This is a genomic window from Pseudomonas putida, assembly GCF_050990305.1.
Lineage (GTDB): Bacteria > Pseudomonadota > Gammaproteobacteria > Pseudomonadales > Pseudomonadaceae > Aquipseudomonas > Aquipseudomonas putida_AH.
On record NZ_CP158817.1, the window covers coordinates 5597955 to 5613965 of the forward strand.

The window sequence follows — 16011 nt, forward strand, 5'->3', positions numbered from 1 at the left end:
AGTCTGATACCACAAGCACCCACACGAATTGCTTGATTCAGTTGTTAAAGAGCGGTTGGTTAAGATCTTTCGTCTCAACCGAGGCGCGCATTCTACAGCAGCCTCATTTGCTGTCAAGTGATTATTTTCAGAAGTTTTCAAGGATTTCCTTAACAACTTCAACCACTTGCGCTTTCGATCTCTCGTCAGCGGGAGGCGAATTCTACAGCGTTACTCGCTGCTGTCAACACCTCTTTTTCAACTTCCTTTCGGCTTCGATGACCTGAAGCAACCTGCCGCCGAAAACTGCGTAACTCATTGTTTACCAAGGAGTTTTCCGTTTCGACTGCGCCGGAAGTGGGGCGAATTATAGGCCTCCAGAATCTGCCGTCAACCACTAATTACGCTTTTTTCGCAGATGGTGCCTTTTTAGCCATTATTCGTGGGATTCGCCGAGTAACAGGAGGGAGCCTCAACACTAATAGCAACGCTCCAACGGCGGCATAGATCGACCACTCCTTTAGATCGGCGCGCACAATCCAGAGCATATGCAGCAATCCAAGCCCGAGAACCAGATACGCCAGACGATGCAGCTGCTTCCAACGCCTCCCCAGACGCCGCTGACTGTATCGATTGGAAGTCACCGCCAACGCGAACAAACAAAGAAACCCCAACACACCAACAATAATGTACGGACGCTTGCGTAACTCGACGCCCAGCTGAGACCAATCGAACCCAAGGATGAATGCCAAATAGGCGCTCAAATGAAGAACAACGTAAGCGAAACACCAAAGACCCAGCTGCCGCCGGACAGCAACCCATCCAGCCCACCCCGAGAGCTTCTGCAGCGGCGTCATGCTTAATGTAATGAGCAGCAGGACAAGCGCCCCCAACCCCAACCGGTCTACCAGCACCTTTCCCGGATCAGGCCCCAGCACGTCCGTCCAAGCCTGATACAACCAAAGCAGCGGCCACACCACCGCGACTACAAAAACACCCATACGCCAAAGCGGATATCGCATCAGTAGTTCTTCCGCAGATCGAGCCCTGTATATAAAGAGGCCACTTCATCCGCATAACCATTGAACATTTGTGTGTCGCGCACATTTGGCTTGAACAGGCCACTTGGCAAGCGCCGCTCACGAGCCTGCGTCCAGCGCGGATGATCAACTGTCGGGTTCACATTGGCATAGAAGCCATATTCATTTGAGGCAATGCTCTGCCAGGTGGTTTTTGGCTGTTCACTCACCAGACTGATCCGAACGATAGACTTGATGCTCTTGAAACCGTATTTCCACGGCACAACCAATCGCAGCGGCGCCCCGTTCTGATTCGGCAACTCTCGCCCGTACATCCCCACTGCAAGCATCGCCAATGGATTCATCGCCTCATCCAGTCGCAACCCTTCTACATAGGGCCAGTCGATCAAGGCGAACCCCGACCGCTGCCCGGGCATGCTCTGCGGGTCCTGCAGGGTTTCGAAACGAATGAATTTGGCTTTTGACGTTGGCTCGACCTGATTAAGCAAAGCCGAAACAGGGAACCCCATCCATGGAATGACCATCGACCAGGCCTCAACACAACGAAGACGGTAGATGCGCTCCTCCAGTTGATAAGGCTTCATGAAGTCCTCCAGCGCATAACGCCCAGGCTTGCCCACCTCACCATCCACCACCACCGTCCATGGCTCAGTCTTTAGTCCACCGGCATTTGCAGCCGGATCGCTCTTGTCAGTACCGAACTCATAGAAATTGTTGTAGTGGGTTGCATCCTTGAACGGCGTTATCGCCTCATCCTTGACGCTGACCTCCCCCCACTTGGTTGACGGAAGTTTTTCGCTAAACCATGAGGGCGGTTGACCAGGTTCGGCATCGGCATAACGCGTCGCGCTCTCGGCGCTTGCCCAGCGCGGCAGACCACTCATGGCCAAGCCGGCAACGGCTGCACCCAATACATTACGTCGAGAAAAATAGAAGGATTCAGGCGTGACCTCCGACTCACGACAGTCGGAGGTCTTGGGGACTTTGATCAGCATGGCTACTCCGCAGTACTGGAGGATGTATGTACCAATAGACTGCGGAGTATGGGGGAAATTACGCGTTTTTGTTCCGACGAAGACGTAACAGATATTGCACCGGACCGGATGCTGCGTAAGCAAGGAAAACCAGCAACAGAATGCGCGGTGGATCACTGAACACGACCGCGAACACCAGCACCACAGCGAGGATTGCCACGAATGGCACACGCCCTTTCAGGTCCAATTCCTTGAAGCTGTTGTACTTGATGTTACTGACCATGAGCATACCCGCAGCTGCAACCATCAACGCCACCAGGAATGACATCTTGGAACCCTGAATGCCGTAGTCGCTGAACGCCCAGACAATTCCCGCCACCACTCCGGCGGCAGCCGGGCTGGCCAGGCCAATGAAGTAGCGCTTGTCGGCAGTGCCAACCTGGGTATTGAAGCGCGCAAGACGCAACGCCGCGCCCGCAACATAGATGAAGGCCACCATCCAGCCGACCTTGCCCATGTCACCCAAGGCCCAGCCAAAGGCCAGCAATGCCGGCGCGACACCGAAAGCGACCATATCCGATAGCGAGTCGTACTCGGCACCGAAGGCGCTCTGGGTATTGGTCATGCGAGCAACGCGACCGTCGAGGCCGTCGAGCACCATGGCGACAAAAATGGCGATGGCGGCGAAAGCAAAATACTTGCTCGCCCCCACAGAATCACCGGCACTCAAGGCACTCTGGGCGCTCATGGAGTTGATGATGGAGTAGAACCCTGCGAACAGATTCGCAGTGGTAAACAGATTCGGCAGAAGATAGATGCCACGATGCCGGACTTTACGGCCTTCTGCGTCATGCCCTTCTTCGACATGTTCATCAATGGGCAGCAGGCTTTCGGCGTCAGAAGCCTGGTTTGGCTCTTCGGGACGTTCGCTCATGGACAATACCTTGCAACGGGGTGGAAAGTTTCGACAGATGTCTGCGACACCGGTTCGCATCGCAAACGATGCAGCTTTATACCAGAACCGGTCGGCCAAACGAAAAAACGCGGCCTGGGCCGCGTTTTTCGTACAAGTGTCAGACTTAGTTTTTGGCTTTGTCGACGATCTTGTTGGCACCGATCCACGGCATCATGGAGCGCAGTTGCTCGCCGATGATTTCGATACCGTGAGCGGCGTTGTTACGACGCTTGGCGGTCATCGAAGGATAGCCGGTAGCGCCTTCGCTGATGAACATCTTGGCGTACTCGCCGTCCTGAATACGTTTCAGGGCGTTGCGCATGGCCTGACGGGATTCGGCGTTGATCACTTCCGGACCGGTCACGTACTCGCCGTACTCGGCGTTGTTGGAGATCGAGTAGTTCATGTTGGCGATGCCGCCTTCGTACATGAGGTCAACGATCAGCTTCAATTCGTGCAAGCACTCGAAGTAGGCCATTTCCGGCGCGTAGCCAGCTTCAACCAGGGTTTCGAAACCGGCTTTCACCAGCTCAACGGTACCGCCGCACAGAACGGCTTGTTCGCCGAACAGGTCGGTTTCAGTCTCGTCCTTGAAGGTGGTTTCGATGATGCCGGTACGACCGCCACCCACGCCTGCAGCGTAGGACAGCGCAACGTTTTTGGCGTTGCCGGAAGCGTCCTGGTAGATCGCGATCAGGTCAGGGATACCGCCGCCTTTCACGAATTCGGAACGCACGGTGTGGCCTGGAGCCTTCGGCGCGATCATGATCACGTCGAGGTCGGCGCGCGGTACAACCTGGTTGTAGTGGATCGCGAAGCCGTGGGAGAAGGCCAGGGTGGCGCCTTTCTTGATGTTCGGCTCGATTTCGTTCTTGTACAGCTGGGACTGGAATTCGTCCGGAGTCAGGATCATGACCAGGTCGGCACCAGCAACGGCGGCAGCCACGTCGGTCACTTTCAGGCCGTGGGCTTCAGCCTTGGCAACGGTAGCCGAACCTTTACGCAGACCAACGGTAACGTCAACGCCGGAGTCTTTCAGGTTGCACGCTTGAGCGTGGCCCTGGGAGCCGTAACCAATGATGGCAACTTTCTTGCCCTGGATGATCGACAGGTCGCAGTCTTTATCGTAGAAAACTTTCATGAATTTCCCCTATATATCCAGGCCGTTCAGGCCATTCGCTAATTTGGTTTAGATGCTGAGTACTTTGTCGCCGCGGGCAATCCCGGTGACGCCACTGCGGACGGTCTCCAGAATCGAAGCGGTGCCGATGGACTGGATGAAGCTGTCGAGCTTGTCGCTGGTACCGGTCAGTTGAACGGTATAAACGCTGGCGCTGACATCAACAATCTGCCCACGGTAAATATCGGTAGTGCGTTTGATCTCGGCGCGCTGGGCACCGGTAGCCTTGACCTTGACCAGCATCAGTTCGCGCTCGATATGAGCACTTTCCGACAAGTCGACCAATTTGACCACTTCGATCAATTTGTTCAGGTTCTTGGTGATCTGCTCGATGATCTCATCGTGGCCCACAGTGGTCAGCGTCAGACGCGACAATGTCGGGTCTTCGGTAGGTGCCACGGTCAGGCTTTCAATGTTGTAGTTGCGCTGCGAGAACAGGCCGACTACGCGAGACAAAGCACCGGGTTCGTTTTCCAGAAGCAAGGAAATAATGTGCCGCATGATTAGGTACGCTCCGTCTTGCTCAGCCACATATCGCGCATGGAGCCGTCTTTGATCTGCATCGGATAGACGTGCTCGCTGGTGTCGACCGAAATATCGATGACCACCAGGCGATCTTTCATGGCGAACGCCTCTTCCATCTTCGACTTCAAATCTTTCGATTCAGTGATGCGCACGCCGACGTGACCGTAGGCTTCTGCCAGCTTGACGAAATCAGGCAAGGACTCCATGTAGGAGTGCGAGTGACGGCTGCCATAGCTCATGTCTTGCCATTGGCGAACCATGCCCAGTACACCGTTGTTCAGGATGACGATCTTGACCGGCAAACCGTATTGCAGGCAGGTGGACAACTCCTGAATGTTCATCTGGATGCTGCCCTCGCCCGTTACGCAGGCGACGTCCGCATCCGGAAAGCTCAACGAGATACCCATGGCTGCCGGAAGACCGAAGCCCATGGTGCCCAGGCCACCGGAGTTGATCCAGCGGTTCGGCTTGTTGAACTTGTAGTACTGCGCAGCAAACATCTGATGTTGACCTACGTCGGAGGTCACAAAGGCGTCGCCCTTGGTCACTTCGCACAGGGTTTCGATCACGGTTTGCGGCTTGATCTTGCTGCCGTCGCCCTTTTCGTAAGGGAACAGGCCGCGATCACCGCGCCACTCGTCGATCTGTTTCCACCAACTGGCCACGGACTCCTTGTTGGGGGTCTCGCCGATTTCCTTGAGGATCGCGACCATTTCGGTCAGGACGCTCTCGACCGGACCCACGATAGGCACGTCGGCCTTGATGGTCTTGGAAATCGAAGCCGGGTCGATGTCGATGTGAATGATCTTGGCGTTCGGGCAAAACTTGGATGCGCCATTGATAACACGGTCATCGAAGCGCGCACCAACGGCCAGGATCACGTCAGCATGGTGCATCGCCAGGTTGGCGGTGTAGCTGCCGTGCATGCCGAGCATGCCGATGAACTGACGGTCGGTGCCCGGGTAGGCACCCAGGCCCATCAGGGTATTGGTCACTGGCAAGTTGAGCATCTTGGCCAGTTCGGTCAGCGGCGCGGAACCACCACCGAGGATCACACCGCCGCCCGAATACAGCACAGGACGCTTGGCCGCCAGAAGCATTTCTGCCGCTTTGCGAATTTGTCCGGAGTGACCACGAACAGCAGGGCTATAGGAGCGCAGCTTGGCTTTTTTCGGGAAGACGTATTCGAACTTCTCGGCCGGGTTGGTCATGTCTTTCGGGATATCGACAACGACTGGACCAGGACGACCGGATTGCGCCAGGTAGAACGCTTTTTTCATGACTTCCGGGATTTCGGACGCGTGCTTGATCATGAAGCTGTGTTTCACGATCGGCCGGGAAATACCGATCATGTCGGTTTCCTGGAAAGCGTCGGTACCAACCATGGTGCTTGGCACCTGGCCGGAAATGATCACCATCGGAATGGAGTCCATGTAGGCTGTGGCGATACCGGTGATGGCGTTGGTTGCGCCCGGACCGGACGTCACCAGTACCACACCAGCTTTGCCGGTGGCACGGGCATAACCGTCAGCCATATGGGTAGCAGCCTGCTCGTGACGAACCAGGATATGGGTCACTTCCGGTTCTTTGAACAGGGCATCGTAAACATGAAGAAGAGCACCACCCGGGTACCCGTAGATATATTTGACGCCTTCGTCGCGCAAAAAGCGGACGAGCATCTCACCGCCAGATAAAAGCTCCACGTTGCTCACCTCTAAAACGCCAGAATACCGCCCACGAAAGATGGGACGGGTCTTAATAGGTTTACTTCTCAGCAGAGCATGAGCGACGGTGGTCGCCGACTACGTCAGCACTGACTGAGCAAGTATTGGGATCGTCCCAAGTGTTGCGGGCCTTTCCCACCCAGCGCGAGGTAACGCGTTGCGGGTGTAACAGGTCGACGCGGATATGCGCCTCATGATCTGCTGAGTGGGTCTGCTTCTGGCAGTCCCTCTACAGCGGACTTTGGATTCTTCTGTTTCGTCCCCTGCAAGTCAAGTCGTCTATGTGCTTAATTGAACTAAGCACATGAGAAAGCAAGAAAAAACCGTGAAACCTCAAGTGTGTTAGCTTCAATTGCGCAACCTGAGACAAGGAAATGACATGCGATCGTTTTTCCTGAGCACCTGCCTGCTGATCAGCCTCAGCCCTTTGAGCATGGCCGCCCAGATTTATAAGTGGGTCGATGCCCAAGGCGTCACCCATTTCGATGCGCAACCGCCCTCGGGCCAGCCAGCCGCCGTTGTCGTGACGCCCTCCCCGGCCATCGTCAAACCTGCCACATCGACAAAAAGCAGCACGATAGGCGATCAACAGGCCATCGACAGAAACGTCAAAAAGCAGGTCGCCGAGCAACAGGCAGAACTGAAAGTGTTTTGTGAACAGGCACGAACGAATCTCGCGCAGTTGCAGAACAATCCGCGGCTCAGAGAGGAAGTGGAGGGAGAGTTGCGTCGCCTGGACGACACTCAGCGCCAAGAGCGCATAGGCGAAACGCAGAAACAGATCGCGGACAACTGCATGTAGGAGCAAAGCTTGCTCGCGATGACGACCTGACATTCAACACATTTGCTGAATGGAGGACCGCTATCGCGAGCAAGCTCTGCTCCTACAGAAGGGAGGGGATCAGCGGGCCGCAGCGATCAGCTGATCGAACTCTTTAAGCAGCACCTGCAGCTGTCGATCCTTGCCCTGAACATTACGAGAGGCGAAGACCATTTCGGCCATTTCCTGAATCCCTGAAGCGTTTGGCAAGGGCAGATTTTGCTCGAGGATCGCTTTCATCCGCGGCAGAAAGATCCATTGCAACCACTGTTCGAAATCCAGTGTATCGACCGAAAAGGGTTCTACGCTGGATAGCGCCTCAGCGGAGGGCGAGGCCTCGTCCCACCAACCTTGCAGCCGCAGCTCACGCTCGATCAACAGCAACTGATCGGCAATCTTCGGAAAGCGCATATCCATCACGACGTAACCTTAGCCTTCTGACGTGCCAGTGCCGCGCCAGATGAGTCACCCTGCTTCTCACGCGCCTGAGCGATCAATTCCCACAGGCTGGCCTGAAGTGCAGGACGACCATTGGCGAGAGTCAGACCGCGACGGGCGAATTGCTCAGCCTGAGCGGCATCGCCCTGAGCCATGCGCACTTGCGCCAGTCGATAAAGCACTTGCGGCTCGCGCGGAGCAACACGCTGGGCGCGTTCGAGACTTGAAGACGCACCATTGAGATCGCCGCTGGATTGCTGCTGTTGAGCCGTGGTCAACAGGGCCAATACCGGACCATCCAGTTGCTCATCGGCAGACAGGCCACCGGCGCTGGCTGACGGAATCCCGCTCGGCGTCGGCGGCAGGCTGTAGCTGCCTTGATTGATCGGTGCGGACTGAACCGGCGAGGTATCGATCGGCCCCGGCGTAATCGGGCCCGGGGTGATAGGCGTAGTGCTGATCGGCGTCGAAGTCGTCGCACCACCGCCTGGCACCATCACCACCACACCGGTATCGCCTTGCGGAATTTCCTGCACCTTGGCTTGCACCGGACGTTTCACCGTCGTTTGACGGAAACCGCCATTTGCCGAGATCCGCTCACTGTTGGAGACAGTGGTGCCGGCATCCTCAACCGGAATCGAGCCACGCTGTACGGTGGAGCAGCCGCTGAGCAAAGCCACGGCGGCAACCGCTGGAATCAACCACTTGTTCACTTGAAGCCCTCTTTGCTTAATTCATCCAGCCCTTGACCCAATCCATCACCGTTTCACCGTTGATAGGACTTTCGCCACCGCAAGCGGCTCCGGGAGGTGGTTCACTGCCGCGAATATACGGCATCTGTACCGCGCCGGGGCAGTTGGCATCAGAGCCTTGTCCGGTCCGGGAGTCCACCCAGGCCTGAACAATATTATCCGGCTGCGGCATGTCCAGCGGCAACGGGTCGGCCTTGCGCATGAAGCTGGTCCAGACTTGCAACGCACCCGTAGCACCAGTGAATGGCGTCTTACCGTTGTCGTCGCGACCCAACCAGACCACCGCCAGCAGATCCTGACTGAAACCTGCGAACCAACTGTCTCGCGAATCGTTACTGGTACCGGTCTTGCCTGCCAACGTCAGGGTCTTGGGCAGCACGTTGTAAACCGAACTACCGGTGCCTTCACGCATGACCCGCTGCATGGCGCTTTGAATCAGATAGATCGAAGCCGGGTCGAAACGCTGCTGAATCTGGAACGGATAGCGCTTGAGCGGCTCCCCCTCGGCCGTCAGTACGCTTCGAATCCCGCGCATCGGCGTATTGAAACCACCGTTGGCAAGGGTCTGGTACATGGTTGCCACTTCTATTGGAGTCATACCGCCCGCCCCCAGCAACATCGACGGGAACGCCGGAAATTCGCGGCTCACACCCAGACGCCCGAGGGTTTTGAGGACATTCGGCACCCCTACCGCCAGCCCGAGGCGCGCCGTCGACAAGTTGTAGGAATGCGCCAGCCCCTGATAAAGGAAGACCGTGCCATGGGAACGACGATCATAATTCTGCGGTTTCCAGACCTGACCGTCCGCGCCTTTGACCGAGAATGATTCATCTGACAGCCAACTGGTCAGGGTGTACTGGCTCGGCTTCTCAAGCGCCGTCAGGTACACCGCGGGCTTGATCAACGAGCCGATTGGACGCACCGCATCCAGTGCACGGTTGAAGCCGGCAAAACTGGCCTGGCGACTGCCGATCATGGCCTGGACCTCACCGGTTTCCGGATTGGTCACAACCATCGCCGCTTCAACATCATCGGAGCCCTTGCGCCCGGCCAGGCGCTTGAAGGTGTCATTGACTGACGCTTCAGCCTTCATCTGCAGGATCGGATCGAAGCTGGTGAAGATTCGCAGGCCTTCTTCGGTCAAGTCTTCGTCGCGATAGTCTTCGCGCAGTTGACGCTTGACCAGATCGAGGAAGCCAGGGAATGAGCTGTCGGCCAACTTGCCCCGCGTTGTCACTCCCAACGGCATTTTCTTCGCAGCAGCAACCTGTTCGGCAGTGGCAACGCCTTGTTGCTCAAGCACATCGAGCACCAGATTGCGCCGTTCAAGCGCCCGCTCAGGATTGCGACGCGGGTTGTAGTAAGACGGGCCCTTGACCATGCCCACCAGCATCGCGACTTGATGCAGCTTCAGCTCGGACAATGGCTGCCCGAAGAAGAACTGGCTGGCCAAGCCGAAACCATGCACAGCTCGCTGGCCATCCTGACCGACGAACACTTCATTGAGGTAAGCCTCAAGAATTTCTCGTTTGTCGTAATGCAACTCAAGCAACATCGCCATCATGGCTTCGGTGAGCTTACGGCTCAGGCTGCGTTCGCTGGTCAGGTAGAAATTCTTGACCAATTGCTGGGTCAGCGTACTGCCGCCCTGAGTCATCTTGCCGCCAGAGGTATTGACGTAGACGGCTCGTGCAATCGACTTGGGCGACACGCCCCAGTGGCTATAGAAATCCCGGTCCTCCACGGCGACCAGGGTTTCCAGAAGATACGGCGGGACCTGATCGATTTTAATCAGAATGCGATCTTCGAGGTTCTTCGGGTATATCCCGCCGATCAACAGCGGTTCAAGGCGTACCACGGACAGCTTCGAGCCGTTCGTCGCCGAGAGCTCGGCGACATAGTCGCCGGAGAAACGCACACGCACCGCTTGAGCACTCTCCATGCCCTCATAGAACTGGAAGCCACGGGTATTCAAGTCAACCGTATTACCGTTGACCGCCGCCGCGCCCGGGCCGTTACTCACGCTTTCGCGCCGATAGCCCAAGGCATCGAGCTCGGTCAGAAAATCGTCCCGGCTCAGCTTTTGTCCGACGAACAGCTCAAGCGGGCGCGCGTATACCTTGGCCGGAATGGTCCAGCGCTTGCCGGAGAACTTCTCCTGCACGATGGCGTCGAGGTAAACCGCGAATCCGGCCAGCACCACAAGGCCGACCAGACTGAGTTTAAGGGCCCAGCCCAGCCAAGGCCGCAGGCCTCGGGAAGGTGGTTTTTTAGGGGTGCGGGGAGATTGAGTACGAGTCATGGCGGCGGATTATACGCACTTTATGGATACTCAACAGGAGCCCTCCGCGTTTGCGTTAGGCTGGCTAGCCGCCATAATGACGACCTGAATTTTTCCAGACTCTGAAGGACCACCCCCGTGAGCCAGTCCCTGATCGCCGCCCTGCAAAACCCGGCCCTCTATCCGCATCCCGTAGACGGATTCCAGGTCATCGAGACCCATATTTCCTGGGTACTGCTCACCGGCTCCTACGCCTATAAAGTGAAGAAGCCGGTTAACTTCGGTTTCCTAGACTTCACCAGCCTCGAGGCTCGCAAGCATTTCTGCGGTGAAGAGCTGCGTCTGAACCAGCGCCTGACAGACGACTTGTATCTGGAAGTATTGCCGATCACTGGCAGCAGCGAGGCCCCGCAACTGGGTGGCGAGGGTCCTGTTATTGAGTACGCGCTGAAAATGCGCCAATTCCCACAAAACGGCTTGCTCAGCACCCTGCAGGCCAATGGCGAACTGACCACCGCGCATATCGACGCGATGGCGGCACAAATCGCCCGCTTCCACCTCAGCGCCCCCAAAGTCCCGGCCGAACACGAAGCCGGCACTCCTGACGCCGTCATGGCGCCGGTGCGGCAGAACTTCGAACAAATCCGTCCATTCCTGAGCGACAAGGCCGACCTGCAGCAACTCGACGCCCTGCTCGCCTGGGCCGAAAGCAGCTTTGACCGCCTCAAACCCATACTCACCCAGCGCAAGGCCGACGGTTTTATCCGCGAATGCCATGGCGACATTCATTTGGGCAATGCCACGGTCATCGACGGCAAGGTCGTGATTTTCGACTGCATCGAATTCAACGAACCTTTCCGCTTTACCGATGTGTATGCCGACACAGGCTTTCTGGCCATGGACCTGGAAGACCGCGGCCTCAAGTGCCTGGCTCGCCGCTTTATCAGCCAGTACCTGGAGCTGACCGGTGATTACCAGGGTCTGGAACTGCTCAACTTCTATAAGGCCTACCGTGCATTGGTTCGCGCCAAGGTCAGCCTGTTCAGCATGCCGGCCGACGCCACTGCAGTTCAGCGCGCAACCACCCTGCGCCAGTACCGCACCTACGCCAACCTGGCGGAAAGCTACAGCACTATCCCTTCGCGCTTCATGGCTATCACTCACGGCGTTTCCGCTGTCGGCAAAAGCCACGTTGCGATGCGCCTGGTGGAAGCGCTCGGCGCGATCCGCCTGCGCTCCGACGTTGAACGCAAACGCCTGTTCGGCGAGCAAACTGTCGCGAATGACCTGCAAGCCGGCATTTATAGCGCCGACGCCAGCACCGCAACCTATAACCACCTACATGAAATTGCCGCCGTTATCCTCCACGCCGGCTTCCCGGTAGTGATCGATGCCACCTACCTCAAGCAGGCCCAGCGCGAGAGCGCAGCGAAAATTGCCGAGGCTACCGGTGCGCCCTTCCTGATCCTCGACTGCAATGCGCCGCAAGCCGTGATCGAGAGCTGGCTGGCCCTGCGTCAGGCCGATAAAACCGACCCATCCGACGCGACGCTAGCCGTCATCGAAGCTCAACAAGCCAGCCGTGAAGCCTTGACGCCAGCAGAAATCCTCTGCAGCAAACGCGTACAGACCAATGAAAGCGGAACGCTCGACACCGTCGTAGCGCAAATTCGCCAGCGCTTGCCAGGCCTGTAAGAAACTATTTCAGCCGTGAAGCCATCGCCGGCTTCACGGCTGCCAAATAGTGGCACTATACTGGCATCATAAAACCAACAGGTGACGTGATATGAGCCAGCCGAAGCTTCTCGACTCCGCGCTTTATGCCTTGCTGCACAAAGACGACATCACAGGGTTCAACAACGAACGCCCGAAGGAGGGTCCGATCGACATGGTCGGCGGAGACTTCAGGGGCTTGGACTTGCGTGAACTCAACGCCGATGGCATCGACTTCACCGACGCCTATTTCCGCTCCGCCGATCTGCGCGGCATCGACTTTCGCCAAGCAATACTTGAAGGCGCAAGCCTGGCCCATGCGCAGATTTCCGGTGCGTACTTTCCGCCAGAACTGAGTGCTGACGAAATACTCATGTCAATGAACTTCGGCACCCGGCTGCGTTATCGCACCCGCTGAGCAACAGCGTAAATTGACAAGTCCGGTGCCCCCGCTTCGCACTGGACTTCGGCCTGGATCACGCCAAAATCCAGCCGCTCCACTGCGCCTTTCGTGGATTTTCACCCCTCAACAACCGCCTGCCGCTTAGAAGCATTTGCGTCGAAAACGACCAAACAATCACGCTTTTCCTACTGATGGCTACACTCCTCAGAAGCTTGCCCACGCACCATTCGGCCATCGCAAGGAGGCTTGATGAATGATGAACTGCAACACCTTAAGAATCTTGGCAAGACGTCGGCGCAGTGGCTGCATGCAGTGGGCATCCACAGCGCCTCGGACTTGCGTCGCCTGGGAGCGGTGGACGCTTACCGGGCCGTGCGCACGCGGGGGTTTCGGGCGTCCAAGGTGTTGTTGTATGCAATCGAAGGCGCCCTGATGGACGTGCACTGGAACGACATTCCCGCCGAGCGCAAAGAGGCCCTGAACAAACAACTGGAAGCCATATCTTCCCGTCACAAGAATTGAGTCGGTGCGCAATGCCTGTCATTCGCTCAAATCAGCGCACTAAAAACGACAGACCAATACCTAACCCTTACAAGGACTTGCAAGACACGTGCGACACAAATCAAGCAAATGGAAAATGAGCTGTTGACTTGGTAATGAGAATCGATATGATTATCACAACTGGTCGCGAGACTGGTCGATATTCTGAATAGCCCTTGGTTCGGACTCTCAGATTATCTCCTCATCAGGCTAATCACGGTTATTTGACCCGGCTCTTGCCGGGTCTTTTTTTGCCTGTCGAAAACGTGCGGGGGCTCAGGCGCACAATCAGCATCCTTTTAGAGTTTCCCGGGCATAAGGTGAGCAGGCCAAGTATCCTATACACCTGACAACTGCTCCTGCTGGGCGGATCAGCCGTTTGATATTTGCTTGCATATGCACATCAAGCTCGGGCAATTCCGCTCACGTCGGTGCTATTTGAGGGTAGGCATGAAGTTTCTGTGTAAAGGCGTTGAGCTGATCGACGCCAGTAGTCGCGGGTTCGAACTCGAAGGGAGAAAGTTGTTTGCCGTGCGCCGGGGCGGTCAGGTGTACGTCTATATCAATCGCTGCCCGCACCGCGGCGTTGGCTTGGAATGGACGCCCGACCAGTTTTTGGACCCGAGCAACAGCCTGATCCAGTGCGCCACCCATGGCGCCCTGTTTTTGATCGAGGATGGCGAGTGTGTCGCCGGCCCCTGCGCAGGACAATCGCTGACCCGCGTCGATTGTCGCGAGGATGCACAGGGCATCTGGGTCAACCTTTAATCGCCGATCAACACCTCAAGCCGCCGATCCACCACCATCTCTTCATGGGTCAGGCGCACGCCATAGGCCAACACCTCAACCCCGCACGCCACGGCCTCACGCAGCGCCTGCGCATAGACCGTGTCGATCTCTTCCGCCGGACGCACGGCGTCGATTCCAGTCAGGTTCACGCAGTACAACTGCACCGCACGAACCCCGTCTCGAGCCAGATGGGCCAGCTCACGCAAATGCTTGACCCCACGCTGGGTCACCGCGTCGGGAAACGCGGCCACTGCGGTACCGTCAAAACCGAGCGTGACACTTTTGACCTCCACATAAGCCGGCCCGTCGGGGTACTCGAGACGGAAATCGATCCGACTCTTTTCCTGACCGTAAGCCACTTCGCGCCTGAACTCAGTGAAGCCATTCAGCTCGGTGATCACGCCGGCCTGCAGGGCTTCCTCGATCAAGGCGTTGGCCCGCCCCGTGTTCACGCAAAAAAGCCGGCCATGAGGGGTTTCGCCGATCTCCCAGGTACCAGGCAGCTTGCGCTTGGGGTCGTTGGAACGGCTGAACCAGACCTGCCCGCCTTCGACCTGACAATTGAGCATCGAGCCCGTGTTCGGACAGTGAATGGTCAGCAACTCGCCGCCAACAGTTTCGATGTCGGCAAGAAAACGCTTGTAACGGCGAATCAGGCGACCTTCTTCCAGAGGAGGATGAAAACGCATCAGCCTTGCCAGCTCCGCAGGCCACGTCCGATACGCTCCACCGCTTCCTGCAATCGCTCCAGGTTTTGCGTGTAGGCAAAGCGCACGTGGTGCCCTGCCTGATAGCGCCCAAAATCGAGCCCGGGGGTGAAAGCCACGTGTTCAGTCTCCAGAAAATGACGACAGAATGAGAAGGCATCACCGCCGAACTTGCTGATATCGGCGTACAAATAGAACGCACCTTCTGGCTCGACGGCGATACCGAAACCCAATTCGCGCAAAGCCGGCAAAAGGTAGTCGCGACGACGACCGAATTCGGCGCGACGCTCCTCGAGAATGCTGATGGTTGCCGGTTCGAAGCAAGCCAACGCAGCATGCTGCGCCATGCTCGGGGCGCTGATGTAAAGGTTCTGGGCGAGCTTCTCCAACTCACTCACCGCCCCATCGGGCGCCACCAGCCACCCGAGACGCCATCCGGTCATTCCGAAATATTTCGAAAAACTATTGAGCACAAAGGCACTGTCATCGACTTCGAGCACGCTGGCCGCGTCAGTGCCGTAGGTCAGCCCATGGTAGATCTCGTCCACCACCAGATGGCCGTGACGCTGCTTGATAGCCGTAGACAGCCCAGCCAGTTCGTCACGCGTGAGGATCGTTCCCGTTGGATTCGCCGGGGATGCCACCAGTGCACCCACGCTGTCATGGTCCCAATGCCGCTCGATCAGGTCCGGCGTCAATTGATACCGCACGTCCGGGCCAACCGGCACCAATTGCGCAGCGCCCTCCACCAATCGCAGGAAATGCCGGTTACATGGGTAGCCCGGATCCGCCAACAGCCAATGCTTGCCCGGATCGACCAGCAAGGCACTGGCCAATAACAGCGCGCCGGAACCTCCCGGGGTGATGAGGATGCGTCGCGGATCGATATTCAAGCCGTAACGCTGCTGATAAAAGCCCGAAATGGCCTCCCGCAGCTCAGGAATGCCGCGCGCGGCGGTGTAGCGCGTTCTCCCCGACTCCAATGCGGCCTGGCCGGCGCGGATAATCGGCTCGGCCGTGGTGAAATCCGGCTCGCCGATTTCCAGGTGGATCACATCGTGACCTGCGGCCTGCAACTCATTGGCCCGCGCCAGCAACGCCATGACATGGAAAGGTTCGATCGCACGACTTCGGGCACTATAGGACTGAGCCATTAGCCTTCCTTCAACGAAGAAAAGAACCGATTCTACC

Annotated in this window: 16 protein-coding genes; 5 read left to right on the forward strand and 11 right to left on the reverse strand. The window is 57.2% G+C overall.

Going from position 1 to position 16011, the window contains the following annotated elements:
• Nucleotides 1–380 precede the first annotated feature (380 nt).
• From msrQ to ABTV22_RS25430, 6 genes are all read right to left on the reverse strand, one after another.
• Nucleotides 381–1001, reverse strand: a complete 621-nt coding sequence (gene msrQ / locus ABTV22_RS25405) for a protein-methionine-sulfoxide reductase heme-binding subunit MsrQ (protein WP_433737135.1) — start codon at nucleotides 999–1001, stop codon at nucleotides 381–383.
• Nucleotides 1001–2014 carry a protein-methionine-sulfoxide reductase catalytic subunit MsrP gene (gene msrP / locus ABTV22_RS25410; RefSeq protein WP_433737136.1) on the reverse strand — a complete coding sequence of 338 codons (1014 nt, stop codon included), beginning with the start codon at nucleotides 2012–2014 and terminating at the stop codon, nucleotides 1001–1003. Before msrP ends, msrQ begins: the two co-directional genes overlap by 1 nt.
• A gap of 58 nt (nucleotides 2015–2072) precedes the next feature.
• Nucleotides 2073–2927: a CDP-diacylglycerol--serine O-phosphatidyltransferase gene (pssA, locus tag ABTV22_RS25415; RefSeq protein ID WP_433737137.1), complete on the reverse strand. Its 855-nt coding sequence runs from the start codon at nucleotides 2925–2927 to the stop codon at nucleotides 2073–2075.
• A gap of 145 nt (nucleotides 2928–3072) precedes the next feature.
• Entirely contained in the window at nucleotides 3073–4089 is a 1017-nt protein-coding gene (gene ilvC, locus ABTV22_RS25420; protein ID WP_007959661.1) for a ketol-acid reductoisomerase, read from the reverse strand.
• A gap of 48 nt (nucleotides 4090–4137) precedes the next feature.
• Entirely contained in the window at nucleotides 4138–4629 is a 492-nt protein-coding gene (ilvN, locus tag ABTV22_RS25425; protein WP_003205610.1) for an acetolactate synthase small subunit, read from the reverse strand.
• Between the two features lie 2 nt (nucleotides 4630–4631).
• Entirely contained in the window at nucleotides 4632–6356 is a 1725-nt protein-coding gene (locus tag ABTV22_RS25430) for an acetolactate synthase 3 large subunit (RefSeq protein WP_433737138.1), read from the reverse strand.
• A gap of 400 nt (nucleotides 6357–6756) precedes the next feature.
• Here ABTV22_RS25430 and ABTV22_RS25435 point away from each other — a divergent pair, with 400 nt between their 5' ends.
• Nucleotides 6757–7179, forward strand: coding sequence for a DUF4124 domain-containing protein (locus ABTV22_RS25435; protein WP_433737139.1), 423 nt, complete (start codon nucleotides 6757–6759; stop codon nucleotides 7177–7179).
• A gap of 99 nt (nucleotides 7180–7278) precedes the next feature.
• Here ABTV22_RS25435 and ABTV22_RS25440 read toward each other — a convergent pair whose 3' ends face one another.
• The 3 genes from ABTV22_RS25440 to mrcB are packed head-to-tail and all read right to left on the reverse strand — an operon-like array spanning nucleotide 7279 to nucleotide 10689.
• Complete coding sequence (locus tag ABTV22_RS25440; protein ID WP_433737140.1) at nucleotides 7279–7614, reverse strand: YqcC family protein; 336 nt, start codon at nucleotides 7612–7614, stop codon at nucleotides 7279–7281.
• Nucleotides 7614–8348 carry a tetratricopeptide repeat protein gene (locus ABTV22_RS25445; protein ID WP_433737141.1) on the reverse strand — a complete coding sequence of 245 codons (735 nt, stop codon included), beginning with the start codon at nucleotides 8346–8348 and terminating at the stop codon, nucleotides 7614–7616. Before ABTV22_RS25445 ends, ABTV22_RS25440 begins: the two co-directional genes overlap by 1 nt.
• 16 nt (nucleotides 8349–8364) lie before the next feature.
• Complete coding sequence (gene mrcB / locus ABTV22_RS25450) at nucleotides 8365–10689, reverse strand: penicillin-binding protein 1B (protein ID WP_433737142.1); 2325 nt, start codon at nucleotides 10687–10689, stop codon at nucleotides 8365–8367.
• 117 nt (nucleotides 10690–10806) lie between these two features.
• Here mrcB and ABTV22_RS25455 point away from each other — a divergent pair, with 117 nt between their 5' ends.
• The 4 genes from ABTV22_RS25455 to ABTV22_RS25470 all read left to right on the forward strand — a co-directional run bounded on the left by ABTV22_RS25455 (nucleotide 10807) and on the right by ABTV22_RS25470 (nucleotide 14092).
• Nucleotides 10807–12363, forward strand: coding sequence for an AAA family ATPase (locus tag ABTV22_RS25455; RefSeq protein WP_433737143.1), 1557 nt, complete (start codon nucleotides 10807–10809; stop codon nucleotides 12361–12363).
• Nucleotides 12364–12454: 91 nt separating this feature from the next.
• On the forward strand, nucleotides 12455–12799 hold the full coding sequence (locus tag ABTV22_RS25460) for a pentapeptide repeat-containing protein (protein WP_433737144.1): 345 nt from the start codon (nucleotides 12455–12457) through the stop codon (nucleotides 12797–12799).
• Nucleotides 12800–13033: 234 nt separating this feature from the next.
• Nucleotides 13034–13306, forward strand: coding sequence for a TfoX/Sxy family protein (locus tag ABTV22_RS25465; protein ID WP_007971093.1), 273 nt, complete (start codon nucleotides 13034–13036; stop codon nucleotides 13304–13306).
• Nucleotides 13307–13774: 468 nt separating this feature from the next.
• Nucleotides 13775–14092, forward strand: coding sequence for a Rieske (2Fe-2S) protein (locus tag ABTV22_RS25470; protein WP_433737145.1), 318 nt, complete (start codon nucleotides 13775–13777; stop codon nucleotides 14090–14092).
• Here ABTV22_RS25470 and sfsA read toward each other — a convergent pair.
• The gene (gene sfsA, locus ABTV22_RS25475; protein WP_433737146.1) at nucleotides 14089–14802 is read right to left on the reverse strand and encodes a DNA/RNA nuclease SfsA; all 714 of its coding nucleotides are present in this window, start codon (nucleotides 14800–14802) and stop codon (nucleotides 14089–14091) included. The genes ABTV22_RS25470 and sfsA overlap by 4 nt on opposite strands.
• Nucleotides 14802–15974, reverse strand: a complete 1173-nt coding sequence (locus tag ABTV22_RS25480; RefSeq protein WP_433737147.1) for a pyridoxal phosphate-dependent aminotransferase — start codon at nucleotides 15972–15974, stop codon at nucleotides 14802–14804. Before ABTV22_RS25480 ends, sfsA begins: the two co-directional genes overlap by 1 nt.
• Nucleotides 15975–16011 lie beyond the last annotated feature (37 nt).